The sequence below is a fragment of the Primorskyibacter flagellatus genome, from assembly GCF_900176485.1.
Taxonomy (GTDB): domain Bacteria; phylum Pseudomonadota; class Alphaproteobacteria; order Rhodobacterales; family Rhodobacteraceae; genus Primorskyibacter; species Primorskyibacter flagellatus.
The window spans coordinates 398,115-413,660 of record NZ_FWYD01000001.1; the positions used below are offsets into that span (position 1 = coordinate 398,115).

A 15,546-nucleotide genomic window follows, 5' to 3' on the forward strand; every position below is an offset into this window, starting at 1 on the left:
TCAAGAAACCTCGGCATCCGGGAGGACGCAACACCGGGAACTTCGTCTTCAATCTTGGCCATCAGAATTCGGCATTGACCAACGGCGGTCTTCAGAACCAGGCACTTGCGAAGAAATTCAACTCGGCTACGCTTCCATGCCGCTGACCACATGTATGGTTGAGGACGGGATGGCGAACCCGGTTCCGTTGGTTTCGACCACTTCGCGGATCTCATAGAGCAGTTCTTCTTGAAGGGCGGTGAATTCGTCCATGCTTTCGGCGGCGAGATTTGCGTAGATATCGATCAGGATGGCGAACTCGCCGTATTCCACCAGCCGCACCCGCAACGGGCTTTCGGGCACCCGGTCATGTGCCGCCAGATAATCGCGCACCCCGGCGATGATTTCTTTTACTGTATCGGACGGTGTGTCGTAGCGAAGGCGGATCTGGTGGCGGAACATGAACGCGCCGCGCTTGCTGTAATTGACGATCTTGCGCTTCGACAAGTCAGCGTTGGCAACGGTGATAAGGGTTTGATCCAGCGCGCGAATTCGGGTGGAGCGGATGCCGATTTCCTCCACGGTGCCGGCCAGGTCGTCAAACGCGCAATATTCCCCGACCCGAACGATCCCGTCAGCATAGAGGATCAGACCGCCGATGAAATTTTCAAGCGTTGGCTGCGCGGCCAGGGCGATGGCCAGACCACCAACGCCCAGACCGGCGATCACACCATAGATCGGGATGCCGATCTGGGTTGCACCGTATCCCAGAACCAGCAACGCGATCCCGAAGGAAAGCGCCCTGAAGCCGGTTTGAAGCAGGCTGGAGTCAAAGCTGGTCGGGCTTTCGGTGGTTTGCACGGTCCAGATGTAGATGAGTTGCAAGACCTGGTAGCTCAGCCAGGCGGCCGCGATCCAAACGATCAGGCTGCCGACGGTAGTGATGAAGAACAACAGCGCACCGGTGATGTTCAACTGATCGTTACAGACATGAACGGCGAGGTTCACGGCCAGGATCAGCAGCACCGGGTGGGCAATGCGCCGCAACTGTCTGCGACCACGGCCCTGCGGGATGGGGCGGCGCGCGTTCCAACGCAGATAGACGATGATCGCTGACAGGAGCACCACGACCGTCAGGATCATCCCGATCCATTGCCAGACGGTTTGACGACCGATCTGCCGCATCAGCCAGTCCGGGCCGTCGAGGATAAGCTGGTTCCAACGCGGGGCGATCAGCGTGCCGGGCGTGTAGATGTAGTAGCGGTAGGTGTCCTCGGTCATTTCCGAGATCACCGGCAGCGTTTTCAGCGTATCGTAATCGTCGGGTATGCGGTCTACGGTTGCGGTGGTGAACAGGTATTCCCCACGCCGTGGACCATCCGCCTGCCGCTCGATCGTCAAGCTTGTGCCGGGAAGAATCCACTTGTCCCGCGTGGTCCCGTTCTCGCCCGTTTCCGCAGCGCCTGCGCCAACCCCGGGGATTTCGACCAGCTCGGGCAAGTGGATGCGGCTCAGGATCTCTTGCAACTGCAACACAAGCTCGATGACGGATTGTTCACGGTTGGAGGCGGAAATCTGGGAAAGGTCGAGCGTCTGTGCGGCTTTCTCGAACAATGCCCGGACCTTGGCGACGTTTTCCTCCTCCTCCGGGCTCATCCACAGGCTGTGCCGCGCCAGATAGCGGTCACGGGTGGCGAACCAAAGCTCGTTGGCCTCGGCCATGATCACGAGGAAGCTGCTCAGCGTCGCCCTTGGGCTGCGCGTATCGGGCGGTGAAATGGGGTTATGGACAATGCTGTCGAGTCTGCTGCGCAGAGCCTGGCTCTGCTCCGACCGGTCATGGATCATCCGGACAAGACTCGACCATGTGGTGGTGGCATTTTCTTCACCGGACGCGGCCATGACGGGAGGATCGCCCGAACCGGCGCTCTGTGCGTGCGCGATGACGGGAGCCTGCATGCAGGTCAGCAACAGGATGACAGCAAGCGCGGAAAACAGGTGCGTCCGGCGGGACCATAGCGCCGACATCATTCGCCAGCCTGCAAAAACACATTTCATCCTTGGTCCTCGTTTACTTGGAATGACCCGTTTTGCCGCAGGATATAAGCCCTGTCGTCATTCCCGTTGATAGGTCGCGATCCGATTGACAAAGAGACTGAGCCTTACACTTTGTTGCAGGGATCGAACAGAGCGTTGCACTGGTCATTGCCGGTTTGACACGAACCGCGCAGACCAGGCGTCGACACTGAACCGACCTTCGATGGACCGGCAGAAATTCACTGTCACATGGGGCTGCCGAACGCCTGAGAATGACGCATCCGGTCAAAAACAGCCACATTGTTCTATTTTCGTGACAAGTGAAGTCGAGATTTGCGTCAGCTACACGCTCTTACAGTGGCGCTTCTTTTGCATATCATGATCACGGCAAGCGTCGCGCTAAATGGAGCCGGCAAAACAGTCCGTAGCCCCAACGAATACCGCGACTTCGACGGAAATAGCCAAGAACGAAGGAATATCCATGCTTTCATCCCTTCTGACCCGGTTGGCTCCGGCCGAGGCGCTGCGGACGCGTGCGGGCGGCCATGTCCGGGTCACAAATCTGGAGCTGTTCTTCGACCTGGTCTATGTCTTCTCGATCATCCAGCTGTCGCATTTCCTGCTGGAGCATCAGACATGGACCGGCGCGCTTCAGGCCGCAACGATCTTTGCCGCCGTTTGGTGGGCATGGAATTACACCGCCTGGGCCACGAACTGGATTGATCCCGATCATACCGCCGGACGGTTTCTGATGATCGCGCTGATGGGCTGCGCGATCCTGATGGCCATCGCCATTCCTCATGCCTTCGACGGGCGGGCGGGTCTGTTTGTGGGTGCCTACGTCATCATGGCATTGGTTCGCGCGGGCTATATGGCGGCTATCTTTCGGGGCCAACAGATGGGGAAGAACTATGCCCAACTGAGCGCATGGAGCGCGTTGTCCGGTCTGTTCTGGGTTGCCGGTGCGTTGGTCCCTGCCCTGCGACTGGAGCTTTGGATCGTTGCGATGCTGATCGACTACGGCGCACCCTATGTCGGGTTCTGGCTGCCGCGCGTCGGGGCGACGCCGATGGAAAGCTGGCCTCTGGCCGGGTTGCATCTGTTGGAACGCAACCAGCAGGTTTTCATCATCTCGCTTGGGGAATCCATTCTTCTGCTGGGCGGGACGCTTGTCGGTGCGGCGCTGTTGGGGTCGACCCTGCTTGCTGCCGCTCTCGGCTTTGGCATCATCGTGACGCTGTGGTGGCTTTATTTCGTGCATACGACGAACACGGGCGAACACGCCTTCGAACGCGGCGGTGATCACACGAAACTCGCCCGCAGCGGTCTTGCCTATGCGCACGGCATCATGGTGGCAGGGGCCATCGTCGTCGCTGTCGCAATCGAGGAGATCATCGCGCATCCATCCGACCCCGCGCACCTGCCCACGATCCTTGTCGCGGTCTTCGGTCCCGCAATCTATCTGGCGGGCAGCGCGCTTTTCTATCGCACGATGGCGGAACGTATCCCGCTTGCCTATCTCGGTGGCTTAGCGGCGCTCATCATCGTTGGTTGGGTGGTCCACACATCCCACGCCTCGGGCCTTGTTCTGGGCGCGGGTGTGCTGGCCGTCATGATCGGACTGACAATCATGGCCGCACGCGAACCCCGTCCGTGAGACGAATTGGAAACCACCCCACGCGCCAGTTCTCGGAAGTCGCAAAGACCGGCGCGCTGCTTGCAGCCATCGTGTTGCACAACCTGATCTATCCGCTGTCGACCGGCGGCGGGGTCGGTCCGCTGATTTTCTATGCCGTCTATGCCTCGATCTTCGTCGCCGGAACATGGGCTTTGACCGCTGATGCCCGCTGGCGGGTCGCGGCGCTCGGCTCCGGCGTGGCCGTCTTTGCCGCCGGGGTGGTCAATTCCTATGCCGGGTCAGGCGGTGTGGCCCTTGCCGTCTATCTGACCTCCATTGCGTATCACGCCGTCATGATTGTCGTGCTCGTGCGCTATACCTTTACCGCGCGCACCGTGATGACCGAGGTGATCCTCGCCGCGACATCGCTTACCTTGTGCTGGGGTCGATATTCGCCGCCGTGTTCGGGCTGGTCCTGTGGCTGGAGCCGGGCGCTTTCATCGCCTCGTCCGGGGCCGAGGTGCAATGGCAGCAGCTTCTCTACTACAGCTACGTCACGCTGACGACGCTGGGATATGGCGACATCGTGCCCGTCGGCTTTTACGCGCAGGCATTTGCCGCCTTCGAAGCGATCATCGGCACGCTTTATACCGTCATCCTGCTGTCGCGCCTGGTCGGACTGCACGCCTCATCGCAGCAGGTCACCTGACGGGGCCGCAGGACGATTTCATCGAACGACACCTGCTTTGGAAAGGCAGGCCAAAACGGGGTCTCGCGGTGCCATTCGCCCCTGACCCCTTCTATATCTCGTAACCCTCAGAAAGGACGTTTCCATGCGAACTCCCCTCATCCTTCTCGCAGCAGCCGGCTTCATGGCTTCTGCAACCTCAGCGATGGCAGAACCCACTGTCGAATGCGTTTCACATAACCATAACTACAACGAATGCAAAGCCGGGCCGTTGAAAAGCCCCGTTCTCATTCGGCAGACGTCCAATTCGACCTGCATCATGAACCGGACGTGGGGCTTTAATTCCAAGACACGCCATATCTGGGTTGGAGATGGTTGCAGCGGTATCTTTGCCGACAACCACGGCTATCACCACGGAAAGACCAACACATCGGATCAAGGTGCCCGTCACTATGATAGGCACGGACACGACAATGGTGCGGCCGTCGGCGCGCTTTTGGGTGAGGTAATCATCGGCGCGATTCTGGATGATGGGAAAAAACACCATCACAAGCACCATAGCAGCAACCGTTACCCTTCAGACGGACCGGGCTTTACGGTGCCGAACGACTATAATGGCTGTCACGACATGGGTTGCCTGGTTGATCGACCAGACTGATCTTGAAAGACCTTTGACAGAAGATCAGGGGTCCGGATCGAGATAAGGTCCAGTCCCGGGCAGGCACATGGGCGCTCTGCGCGCTATGTTCGGGACGGACCGGCAAACCTCTCAGCCATGTATTCGTCCATCAGCGTACTTAACCAGTCCGCAAACGCGCTGATCATCGGGCTGGCGCTTGGTCTCTCCGGCGAGACAACAGCAATCGGCATGGCTGCGGTGCGCTGGTCCGACATGACTTCGACCAGCGAGCCGTCCTGAAGCATCAACTGCACGTCATATGCGGGTATCTGGATGAGGCCCATTCCGGCCTTGCAGCACGCGATAAAAAGCTCGGCGCTGTTCACGCTGACCAGACACTTCATCCGGATCGACGATTCAACGCCGTTCTCGACGATCGTCCACGGTTGGTCCCGGCTGGCACGCCGCGAGGAATATCCAACTGTGATATGCCGATGCAGGTCATCCACGGTCTGCGGCACTCCGTAGCGTTGCAGATAGGCAGGGCTGGCACAGTTGAGCATTTCAAGCTCGCCGATCTTGCGTGACATCAGGTTGGAGTCCTTTTGCCGGCCCACCCGGACGACGCAATCGAACCCCTCGCCCAACAGATCGACGGGGCGGTCGGTCGAGACCAGATCGAGTTCGATATCCGGATATCGCGCGAAGAAATCCGGCAGCGCCGGAGCAACGATGTGGTGCGCGATCCGGCTGGGCAGGCTGACGCGCAGCGCCCCCCTGGGTGCCGGACCATCCCGCGCGAACATCTGCTGCATGGATTCCGCTTCGCAGATCAGGGCGATACATCGCTCGCGGAACGCGTGCCCGTCCGGTGTCAAGGACACCTGGCGCGTCGAGCGTTGGATCAGGCGCGTGCCCAGTTCATCTTCGAGATCCTGAATCAGCTTGGACACCGATGAACGCGCTATTTGAAGCGAGGCCGCAGCCTCGCTGAAATTCAGGGTATCCGCCACCCTCACGAATGCCCGCAGGTTCAGAAGTCTGTCCATCGGGTCCCCATTGTTCGATCATTCCGACAAGAGTTGCCGATTTTGTGGCGCGAACGTCCCTCGTAAACCACAGGTTGCAATGTCACAACGGAAAAAATGTTCGTGAAGGACATGATTCATGGTGCCGCGCTTGCACGTTTCAAGAGCGATGCAGTGTGAACTGAAAAAACAGCCGGTCCGAATTGCAGATGTGGGCAGGTGCAACTGAAGGATTGGAGACCAGGAATGCCCAGACTGACACCCATGATAGGGCTATGTGCCGCAACCGCGATCGGACTGAGCGCGTGCAGTCCCGCGCCAACACCGCAAGCGCAAGCCGCGCGTAACCACGAAGTATCCTGCCTTGCCGGCAGCGTCAGCGGTGCGCTGGTCGGGGCCGCGGTCGGCAGCCTTTTCGGCGGTGGGCTTGGCAAGGACATCCTGATTGGCGCAGGCGGCGGCATCGGTGCGAGTGAAGGTCGTCGTCTGGCCTGTGGCAGCTGATGGATTTTGAGGAGTAAGACAGATGAGAACAGGATTTTTGATCGCGACAGCAGTCGTAGCGCTTGTTTCAGCACCGGCCATCGCAGAGGAGTTCATCTCCGAAAGCGATTTGCAGGTGATGGACACCAACAAGGACGGCGTTGTCTCCAAGGCGGAATATGTCGCCTTCATGGATATGGCGTTCGACGCGCTGGATGACAACGGTAATGGCGGCCTGACCGCTGCGGATTTCGACGTCCTTCTGACGCCAGCAGAGTTCTCCGCAATGGACGCGAACGGTGACGGGACGGTTTCTCGTGCCGAATTTGATTTGCAGACCGCCAAGGATTTCGATGCGGCTGACAAATCTGGGACCGGCACTCTCAAGTGAAGTCAAAAGCGGGCCGGCATCGTTGGCACGATTGGTGCCTTTCCGTTTCCGGAACGCCCGCCTGACTGCAAACAATTCGAAAACGAGGATACGAATAATGATGAAATTGGTTGCCATCACGGCAATTCTTGCGCTTCCGCTGGCTTTAAGTGCCTGCGACGAGATCAACGAGTGGGAGGCAGAGATAGACGCGGAACAGCAGGCCGCAGATCTCAAAAAATGCAACAGTCAGGGCTTCGTAACCGGAACCAACGCAATGGCAACGTGCATGGCCACCATCTCGAATGAACGCCAGGCCGCACAGGCCCGTGCCGAGGCAAGCTATCAGGCATCCGAAGCCAGGAAAAAGGCCAAGAAGAAAACGGATATTTCGCGTGTTCCCGCGTCGACGCGACCAACCGCTGAAAGCATGGGTGTTGATCCCGGAACAGCGAATATGACCAGATGCTCGGATGGCGCACTGCGTGAAGACTGTAGCTTCGCTCCGCTCGATTATTAAGGCATCGGATGGGACGAATCGAATTTGGCGATGCGTCGGACCTTTTCGGCAGGTCGTCAATTTTCTCCCGGAACCTTCTGGGTTCAAATCGTTTTCTTCGGGTCCGCCCCGACACCAACGCACCTACAAAAGCGGATGACGGCATGACGACCAGCGACCAAATACCGATGACAGCAAAAACCCGGCGGGGGCCGTTGCGACAATACACAGTCACCGCGCTGGCTCTATGCATGTTGGCGCTGATTGTCCTGCCGGGGTTTGCCGTCGCGCAGAATGCTACCGGGGTTACGCGGGAGACCGTCAAGATAGGGCTTTATGAAAGCCCGCCCTTCGTGATGGCGGGATCCAGTGAAAACCCAAGCGGCATGGCGGTCGACCTTTGGGAGAAGCTCGCCGAAGGCCTTGAGATCACATCCGACTATACCGTCTATCCATCCATGTCCGAACTGAGGAAGGCGACACAGCGCGGCGACGTTGGTGTCGCCGTCACGAATATGACCGTGACCCACGAACGCGCCAAGACGGTGGATTTCACCCATCCTTGGTTCGACGGTGGCATGAGGATCCTGACGAACCAGACAGCCGATACCGGTCTGGCCGCGGTTATCCGGGGGCTGTCGTCGGCGGGACACCTCAAGGCCTATGGCTGGCTGGCCCTTGTGATCGTCCTGTCCACGCTGGGACTGACGTTCTTCGACCGCCGTTTCGATCCCGAGTTTCCCAAGCGGTGGCGCGACGGGGTCGCCAACAGCTTTCACAACGTGATGTCCGTGGTCACCTCGGGGCGTATTCCGTCGCGCAAAAACCTGTTCGGCTGGGTCGGGCGCATCTGGTCCGCGATCTGGCTGGTCTGCGGGATCGGCGTGCTTGCCTATGTCACGTCCACCGTGACCAGCGTGATGACCACGCTTGCCATCACCGGAACGATCACCGGGCCGGGTGACCTTCCCGGCCTGACGGTGGGTGTTTTCGAAGGGACCGTGGAGGAAGAGTTTGCAGTGACCATGGGGCTGGATACGCACTCCTATCCGGGGATCGAGTCCGCGGTCACCGCCCTCGGAGCCGGCACGATCTCCGCGGTCATCGGCGATGCGCCGGTTCTGGAATACTACGTCAAGATCAACCCCGGTCTGGGTCTGGACGTCGTTGGCCCGATATTCGAGCCGGACAAATACGCATTTGCCCTCGAACCGGGCAGCCCTTTGCGAAAGCCGATTACCGTCCAGCTTCTGGCCCTCAAGGAAGACGGGACAATCGACCAGCTGAAGCGCGACTATTTCGGGGATGCATGGTGAGAAATCCGCGGTGCAAACGATGAGCCACAGCGCGGATGCCTATTTCCATGTGCGGGTTCTGATCGGCCTTGTCACCGGCCTTGGCCTGACACGATTGCTGAACGGTCTGTCACGGTTCGTCCAGCATCCCAGCCGCACGCAGATACACCCGGCGCATCTGGCGTGGACCTTGTTCATGCTGATCTACATCATCCACTTCTGGTGGTTCGAATTCGGCCTGTCGGTCATCGAGCGCTGGGAATTCGAGCATTACGCCTTTGTCATTGGTTACGCAGCGTTGCTGTTTTTCATAACAACGCTGCTGTTTCCGGACCGGATGGAGGACTATTCCGGGTTCGCGGAATATTTCACATCCCGCGCCGGGTGGTTCTTCGCCTTGCTCGCGCTGGTTTTTGTCGTCGACATGCTCGACACATTGGTGAAAGGACGCGCCCATTTCACCGGGCTTGGGCCCTGGTATCCGGTGCGGCAGATCGGCCTGGCGATGCTGTGCTGTATTGCCATCTTCATCCGGAACGGACGGCTTCACCTGGTATTCGGCTTGATCGCCATCCTTGCCGAGCTTTGGTGGATCGGTTCCAAATTCCGGTTTCTTTAACTGTCCGACGAGCGGTCAAGGAGAAAGAGTATGGCAAGCCTGCACGATCTGAAAGGCACCAAGGTGGCCATTGCCCTCGCGCTGCTGACCGCCATTGCGGCCTCTGCGGCAGACCCGGAAACGATCCGCATCGGGATTTCCCACTCGGACGCCACGATGGAAAAGCTCGACCAATCGTCAGAGCGGGTGATCGTAAGCGAAATCTATTCGGCAGCCCCCGCAGGCGACGGCAAATTGGAAACGAACGATACCGGCATGATCAGCCTTGGAGCGGACGCGTTGCAGATCTCGCCGCCGCAGGGCGATTTGGCCGTCTCTATCGCCGGGCTCATTCTTCCGGATCCCGTCGACATCAAAGGTGCCATCGCGGTCAACATCAACATCTTTTCGGCGCGCCGAAGCGGCGCCGGACATGATGACTGGCAACGCGGCGGTTGTTGCGGATTGATCCGATCGGACAATAGCGACATCCACGCTGCGCTCAGTTAGGAAAGGACACTGAAAAATGACGAGAACCCGGCTTGCCATTGCCTTCGCGGCGGCCCTTTTTTCAACCGGTGCCAATGCCCAATCGAACTGTAGCTATGCGGCCGATCAAGCCAGCCTCAATCGGTGCGCGGACCAGGCATTGAAGGCCGCCGATGCGACTCTCAACCGGACCTACAAGGCGCTCATGCGACAGCTTGCTGCGCCCAGCCAGCAAAGGTTGAAAAAGGCGCAACGGGCATGGATTGCCTACAAGGATGCACAATGTGCCTTCGAGGCAGAACCTTATCTTGACGGCAGCATCCATCCGATGGTTCTTGCCAACTGTCTGGAGGCGGTCACAACGTCGCAAACCGACTTGTTGGAGAAACATCTTTATTGTGAAGAAGGCGATGTTTCCTGTGTCCGTCAGTAGCGGAAAGGAATAGTCCTGATCGGGTTCTCGCGCAGGTCCTCAAGTGGAATGCGCCCCAGAAAAGTCGTTCTCTACTTGAGGAATTTCCCCGATTTTTTGCGAAGGGCTGTCCAACGCCGAACGCAGACGCCGCTTGGTCGAGACAATCCGCCTCTACGCACGGGCGTCCCTGCTGATCGTGGTCGAGATCGGCTACCTGCCCATTCCCCAGGGCCGCGCGAACCTGTTCTTCCAGCTCGGTCAACGCGCGCTAAGAAAAAGACGCCATGGTCCTCAAATCCAAGCGCGGCTTCGCCGAATGGGGCGAGGTCGTTGGCGGTCCGGTCGTCGCCACTGCGCTTCTGGATCGGCTCCTGGGACACCGACACTTACCGTCCAACAGGAGCTAAAACGCCGCATCGAAAAGGTCGGGCTGTTTCCGAACGAGGATTCTCCGGAACGGCTGACAAGCGCCATGCTGGTCGAGATCGCCGATAAATGGGACGCCGAAACCAAAGCCTACATCAAATGGGAATGCCAGGATGCACGATCACACCCGCGCCGAATTTCCAGACGACACGTTGCTCAATCGGTTTGCTCTCGGGCGTGGATACTGAAAAACAGTGGGGCAAAGGTCAGTCGGCCCTCACATCATAATGAGGGATTTCGGGGAAAGGCAGGTCAGCGGCTCTTTGATGAACCGTGCTGCCTGACATGGTGAGTAACAGATCGGTCAGGCGTTATCAAAGGCCCCAATCGTCGATAGCGATGTAAGGATCAGGCCTGTTGACCCAGCTCTTCGATGACTTTGGTCCATAGCTCCGCCGATTGCGCGCCCGGCACGGCATGTTTGCGGTCCACGATGAAAGTCGGCACCGAAGTCACGCCCATCTCGCGGGCTGCCGCGTCACGGTTGCGGATCTCGTCCACATCGGCATCGGAATGCATCAACCGCATCACCACGGATGCGTCCATGCCGCATGCGTCAGCAATATCCGCCAGCACTTCGCGGTTGCCAATATCACGACCCTCTTGGAAATAAGCTCGAAACAACGAGGAGACGATGGCGGTCTGCCGTCCTTCGATGCCACCCCAATGGATCAAGCGATGCGCATCCAGCGTATTGGGCGTGCGAGTGATGCCTTCGAGGTTCAGATCCAGCCCCGCGGCCTTGGCATGTTCGCCAACCGGCATATAGGCCTTCACCGCGCCTTCCTTGCCGCCAAACTTGCCCTCCAGGTACGCGCGCCGGTCCATCCCTTCTGCGGGCATGTCGGGGTTCAGCTGGAACGGATGCCACTCAATCTCGAACGGATGGTTGAGGTTTTTCTCCAACGCGCGATCCAGTTGCGCCTTGCCGATATAGCACCAGGGGCAGATCGGATCGGACATAATATCGAGCTTAACCATCCAGTTGGCCTTGAATTGGTCGGGCAGCGCACGACGCAGGATCTTTCCATTGACCCCGCCGGGAAGCGCGACCATGTGCCGATAAAGGCGCTGCTGCTTGTAACCTGCAAGACAAGATAGCGCAAACTGAATGGCCGCTATGAAAGCAAGGCACCTTGCAGCGTATAGATTTGAAGCAAGAAGGTTACGATTTCAGGAATACCCTACACAGGAATATTAAAATAAGTTGAAGTATCGCGTGTGAAAGAACGAGGATGAGCGCATGGAAAGTTTCCGGAATTAACGCCGCTCATCTCTTGTGCTCTTGTCATATGTGCCGGGGAATACCGCGAGGGACGTCAAAGTGCTGCACTCGCAACTGATCGTTGTTGTCGTATTGGCATCGCTTCCTTGATCATGCGGGTCATGTGCTTGACCTGGCCCTGCGTCGTAAAAATCGTCGTCCGGACTGTTTTCTGATCTGCACGGCGCCACGGAGGGTTTGGTGTCGTCAAATGCAGGTGACGGGCAGCGCCTACACGCAGGCCCGCAAGAACAGCAACGCGCAGAAATGGGCGCATCTGACGACATTCGAGAGATGCGCGAATATCCTTGGCGCGGCGGATTCGCCGGACACCGACCTTTTTCCGAACTGTAACAATACTGGATTGCCCTATGAATACCCGCGTGAGGCGGTGGCCACGGACAGCCAGCGCGGCCCGATGCTGGAGCGCCCCCGCCACCGTGTGCGCCATGGCCGACCCGGACTTTGGCCCGGACGGACTGCGCGCCCGCTGAGCGGTTACATGGCCCGCTACACTCCGCGCCGCGCTTCGGTGTCGTGCGGGGACAATCCCTTGAAAGGCCAGTGAAAGGGGTGATCGCAGATCAGAGTTAACCGGATCTTAAAAACCGTTTGCTGTAAATATCTCTGTAAAGCACTGCCAATATCTTTGTCACGCTACGCACGCTTTCGTCGGAATCGGTCCGCGCGGCACAAACCGTTGACCCAAAACGGGAACAAGGGTAGAACAAATCAAGATAAACGAGGTGGAGTGGCAAGAAATGCTCACGAAGAAGCAACTGGACCTGCTGGAGTTCATTAACAAACGGATGCTGCGTGACGGCGTCCCACCCAGTTTCGACGAGATGAAAGAGGCGCTGGATCTGCGCTCGAAATCCGGAATACACCGGCTGATCACGGCACTGGAAGAGCGCGGCTTTATCCGCCGTCTGGCCCACCGCGCCCGTGCGATCGAGATCGTGAAACTGCCCGACAGCATGAATTCGACGCCCGCAGGCTTTACACCCCGCGTGATCGACGGCGGTTCGAACGGGCAGCCGGCAAATGCCCAACCGATCGAGCCTGTGCACGCGATGGACCTGCCATTGATGGGCCGCATCGCCGCCGGTGTCCCGATCGAGGCCGTGTCGGACAGCCCGCCAAACATCGCTGTGCCCGGGCAGATGCTGAATGGCTCTGCGCGGCACTATGCGCTTGAAGTCAAAGGTGATTCCATGATCGAAGCCGGGATCAATGATGGCGACGTGGTGGTGATCCGCGAAACCAGCCAGGCCGATAATGGCGATATCGTCGTCGCCCAGGTCGATGGGTACGAGGCAACGCTGAAACGCTTTCAGCGCAAGGGCGACATGATCGTTCTGGAACCCGCCAACCCTGCCTATGAACCGCGCGTCTTGCCGACCGGACAGGTCAAGGTTCAGGGCAAGCTTGTCGGTCTGATCCGCACTTACTAAACCTTACCGCTCTGCCTCTTTTCCGGCAGGGCGAGCTTTGCGGGCGCGCGGCTTGTAGATACGCTTTGTCACCGGTCCCATGTCCGAGACAAACGAACGTTTCCGTTCGGGCCCTGTGTCTGACGAAAACGGGATGCGGTGCGCGCCTGTTGGTTGTCTCTGCATTGCGCTTATTTGGCAGTGGCGAGATTCAGGGATTTGCGCGCACCGCCAGTCCACGGTCTTTGTCCGGCATGTTCCGTTGCGGTGCGGCGCTCCATCCGCCCGTTTACAACGTCGAAAGACAGCGCACCGGTCCGGCGCAGTCTTTTGGGGCCGTACACCTCGCAAGGCAGTTTCTGGCCCTCAAGATCAACTGTCATCACCACGATGTCATTCGGCGCACAGCCCGCTTTTAGCAAAGCCGCCAGCCCGCGTTTGCCCTGCGCGTGCCGGAACAGCCGGTCGCCGAACATCAGGTCGCGCAGCACTCCGGTGCCGGGCCAGCGCTTGGCGGCCTGCGGTTGCTCTGCCGCATCGCCGTCGTTTTCCAGCCAGACCCCGGCGACGAATCCCGCGCCTTTCGGCTTGCTCAGCGCCCGGCCCTGCGGCCCGAGGATGCCAACCAGCCCGCCATTCTCGGCCACCAGCACACCCGGCCGTTCCGCCCCGGCCCACAGCACCAGACCCAGCGCCACCGGTGCCAGACCCGCCCAGCGAAACCGCCCGTGCCAGAGCATCATCAGCAGCATGCCGCAGGCCAGCAGGGGCAGCACCCTGGGGCCGGGGCTGATCACCTGCCCCACCGCGCCATCCCACCCCGACACCGTCCCCGCGACCAGCAGGATCCAGTCCAGCCCCAGCCCCATCACCCAAAGTGCCAACCCCTCCAGCCCCAGCGGCAAAAGGCACGCCGCAACGACCGCCGCCGGCATGACCAACAGCCCCATCAAAGGCACGGAAACGAGGTTCGCCATCAGCCCGTAATGCGCCGCCTGATTGAAATGCGCCATGCCGACGGGCGCGGTCGCGGCCCCTGCCACGGCCGACGAGATCACGACCGCCAGAACCGGCCGCACCCAGCGCGGCATCCAATCCATGTCGATGTTCCGCAACGCCCCGAACACCGCGACAAGCGCGGTGGTGGCCGCAAAGGACATCTGAAACCCCGGCCCCAGCAACGCTTCGGGCCGCAAAAGCAACACGATCAGCGCGGCCATCGCCACGGCCCGCAGGCTAAGCGCCCGGCGGTCGACGATCACCGCCCCCAGCGCCACCGCGACCATCACGAAGGCACGCTCGGTCGCGACATTGCCGCCAGACAATGCCAGATAGCCCCCCGCCGCCAGCATCGCCCCCGCCGCCGCAAGTTTCTTGACCGGCAGGCGCAGGGCGGCGGCGGGCCAAAGCAGAAAGCCAAGACGCAGCGCCGCGAAGACGAACCCCGCCAGCAGCCCCATATGCAGACCGGAAATCGCCAGAAGATGGGCAAGGTTGGTGCGGCGCAGATCGTCCAGCGTGCCCTGCCCCATGCCCGACCTATCGCCGGTCATCACGGCAGCGGCAAAAGCGCCTGTCTCGCCCGGCAGCGCCGCCTGCACCCGCGCCGACAGGGCCATGCGGGCGCGAAAGACATGCAGCCCGCCCGCTGGCGGCTCCAGCATCAGAACGGGCGTACGGGTGTAGCCGACCGCCCCCAGACGCAAAAACCACGAATGGCGGCGAAAATCGAAACCGCCCGGCTCTACCGCCCCTTGGGGCGGTGACAGATGCCCGGTCAGGATCACCGTCATGCCGGGCGTGGGGGTGATGAACCCCTGCTCTCCGTGCAGGGACACCCGCACGCGGTCAGGCGTGCGCGCGGGCGAGGTGCGCCGCAGCACGACAGTGTCCAGCGTCAGCCGCACCGCGTCCGAGGCCGAGCGGTCAATCCCGACGATCCGCCCTTCGATTGGCCCGTAATAGCGAAAGCTCAGCACCGGGGCGGATACCTGATGCGTCCGCGCACCCGCCACGGCAAGGCCCAGAAGGACCAGCGCCAGTGCCGCCACCAGAGGGCCGGATGCGGCACCCAGCCGCCTTTGCAGCATCAGCAGGCCCAGTCCGGTTCCGCCACACAGCCACAGCATCCAGATCGCAGGCTCCACCCGCAGCAGGAAATAGCCGCCGATCCCCAGCGCCAGGAAAACCGGCGCCCAGGCGAAGAGATGGCCGCGCTGTTCCAGCATGGCGGCTTCGATCCGGTCCAGGGCGCGCATCTTGTCCTTCGCGTGTGTGACGTTTAAGGATGCCTCAACGCTATCCC

Annotated in this window: 18 protein-coding genes; 14 read left to right on the forward strand and 4 right to left on the reverse strand. The window is 60.0% G+C overall.

Annotated features, from left to right (window positions below; all coding sequences use genetic code 11):
* Nucleotides 1–126 precede the first annotated feature (126 nt).
* Nucleotides 127–2,037: a mechanosensitive ion channel family protein gene (locus tag B8991_RS01875; protein ID WP_084350094.1), complete on the reverse strand. Its 1,911-nt coding sequence runs from the start codon at nucleotides 2,035–2,037 to the stop codon at nucleotides 127–129.
* Nucleotides 2,038–2,497: 460 nt separating this feature from the next.
* Between B8991_RS01875 and B8991_RS01880 the strand changes: the two genes are divergently transcribed.
* From B8991_RS01880 to B8991_RS01890, 4 genes are all read left to right on the forward strand, one after another.
* On the forward strand, nucleotides 2,498–3,673 hold the full coding sequence (locus B8991_RS01880) for a low temperature requirement protein A (protein WP_084350095.1): 1,176 nt from the start codon (nucleotides 2,498–2,500) through the stop codon (nucleotides 3,671–3,673).
* Nucleotides 3,670–4,197, forward strand: a complete 528-nt coding sequence (locus B8991_RS01885) for a hypothetical protein (protein ID WP_235866507.1) — start codon at nucleotides 3,670–3,672, stop codon at nucleotides 4,195–4,197. The genes B8991_RS01880 and B8991_RS01885 overlap by 4 nt, the downstream gene beginning before the upstream one ends.
* On the forward strand, nucleotides 4,155–4,343 hold the full coding sequence (locus B8991_RS21835; RefSeq protein WP_235866508.1) for a potassium channel family protein: 189 nt from the start codon (nucleotides 4,155–4,157) through the stop codon (nucleotides 4,341–4,343). Before B8991_RS01885 ends, B8991_RS21835 begins: the two co-directional genes overlap by 43 nt.
* 124 nt (nucleotides 4,344–4,467) lie before the next feature.
* Nucleotides 4,468–4,980 carry a DUF3011 domain-containing protein gene (locus tag B8991_RS01890; protein WP_084350096.1) on the forward strand — a complete coding sequence of 171 codons (513 nt, stop codon included), beginning with the start codon at nucleotides 4,468–4,470 and terminating at the stop codon, nucleotides 4,978–4,980.
* 83 nt (nucleotides 4,981–5,063) lie between these two features.
* On the opposite strand, the gene B8991_RS01895 is transcribed toward B8991_RS01890, so the two are convergent.
* Nucleotides 5,064–5,990 (reverse strand): LysR family transcriptional regulator, encoded by a 927-nt coding sequence (locus tag B8991_RS01895; protein WP_084350097.1) that lies wholly within the window; start codon nucleotides 5,988–5,990, stop codon nucleotides 5,064–5,066.
* A 225-nt stretch (nucleotides 5,991–6,215) separates the two neighbouring features.
* On the opposite strand from B8991_RS01895, the gene B8991_RS01900 reads away from it, so the two are divergent.
* The 8 genes from B8991_RS01900 to B8991_RS22380 all read left to right on the forward strand — a co-directional run bounded on the left by B8991_RS01900 (nucleotide 6,216) and on the right by B8991_RS22380 (nucleotide 10,836).
* Complete coding sequence (locus B8991_RS01900) at nucleotides 6,216–6,473, forward strand: glycine zipper 2TM domain-containing protein (protein WP_235866509.1); 258 nt, start codon at nucleotides 6,216–6,218, stop codon at nucleotides 6,471–6,473.
* 22 nt (nucleotides 6,474–6,495) lie between these two features.
* Nucleotides 6,496–6,843, forward strand: coding sequence for an EF-hand domain-containing protein (locus B8991_RS01905; protein WP_084350098.1), 348 nt, complete (start codon nucleotides 6,496–6,498; stop codon nucleotides 6,841–6,843).
* Nucleotides 6,844–6,940: 97 nt separating this feature from the next.
* The gene (locus B8991_RS01910; protein WP_084350099.1) at nucleotides 6,941–7,342 is read left to right on the forward strand and encodes a hypothetical protein; all 402 of its coding nucleotides are present in this window, start codon (nucleotides 6,941–6,943) and stop codon (nucleotides 7,340–7,342) included.
* Between the two features lie 167 nt (nucleotides 7,343–7,509).
* On the forward strand, nucleotides 7,510–8,637 hold the full coding sequence (locus tag B8991_RS01915) for a transporter substrate-binding domain-containing protein (protein WP_218673183.1): 1,128 nt from the start codon (nucleotides 7,510–7,512) through the stop codon (nucleotides 8,635–8,637).
* Between the two features lie 19 nt (nucleotides 8,638–8,656).
* Nucleotides 8,657–9,235 carry a hypothetical protein gene (locus tag B8991_RS01920; protein ID WP_084350312.1) on the forward strand — a complete coding sequence of 193 codons (579 nt, stop codon included), beginning with the start codon at nucleotides 8,657–8,659 and terminating at the stop codon, nucleotides 9,233–9,235.
* 30 nt (nucleotides 9,236–9,265) lie between these two features.
* Nucleotides 9,266–9,724, forward strand: a complete 459-nt coding sequence (locus tag B8991_RS01925; protein ID WP_084350100.1) for a hypothetical protein — start codon at nucleotides 9,266–9,268, stop codon at nucleotides 9,722–9,724.
* 16 nt (nucleotides 9,725–9,740) lie between these two features.
* Complete coding sequence (locus tag B8991_RS01930) at nucleotides 9,741–10,136, forward strand: lysozyme inhibitor LprI family protein (protein WP_084350101.1); 396 nt, start codon at nucleotides 9,741–9,743, stop codon at nucleotides 10,134–10,136.
* Between the two features lie 133 nt (nucleotides 10,137–10,269).
* Entirely contained in the window at nucleotides 10,270–10,836 is a 567-nt protein-coding gene (locus tag B8991_RS22380) for a transposase (protein ID WP_459562007.1), read from the forward strand.
* A gap of 56 nt (nucleotides 10,837–10,892) precedes the next feature.
* Here B8991_RS22380 and B8991_RS01945 read toward each other — a convergent pair whose 3' ends face one another.
* The gene (locus B8991_RS01945; RefSeq protein ID WP_084350313.1) at nucleotides 10,893–11,525 is read right to left on the reverse strand and encodes a DsbA family oxidoreductase; all 633 of its coding nucleotides are present in this window, start codon (nucleotides 11,523–11,525) and stop codon (nucleotides 10,893–10,895) included.
* A gap of 494 nt (nucleotides 11,526–12,019) precedes the next feature.
* Here B8991_RS01945 and B8991_RS01950 point away from each other — a divergent pair, with 494 nt between their 5' ends.
* Both B8991_RS01950 and lexA read left to right on the forward strand, forming a co-directional pair.
* Nucleotides 12,020–12,376, forward strand: a complete 357-nt coding sequence (locus tag B8991_RS01950; RefSeq protein WP_084350103.1) for a hypothetical protein — start codon at nucleotides 12,020–12,022, stop codon at nucleotides 12,374–12,376.
* Nucleotides 12,377–12,569: 193 nt separating this feature from the next.
* Nucleotides 12,570–13,262 carry a transcriptional repressor LexA gene (gene lexA, locus B8991_RS01955; RefSeq protein ID WP_084350104.1) on the forward strand — a complete coding sequence of 231 codons (693 nt, stop codon included), beginning with the start codon at nucleotides 12,570–12,572 and terminating at the stop codon, nucleotides 13,260–13,262.
* Between the two features lie 170 nt (nucleotides 13,263–13,432).
* Here the strand turns inward: lexA and B8991_RS01960 are convergent, their stop codons facing one another.
* Nucleotides 13,433–15,499 (reverse strand): ComEC/Rec2 family competence protein, encoded by a 2,067-nt coding sequence (locus B8991_RS01960; protein WP_084350105.1) that lies wholly within the window; start codon nucleotides 15,497–15,499, stop codon nucleotides 13,433–13,435.
* Nucleotides 15,500–15,546: the final 47 nt, after the last annotated feature.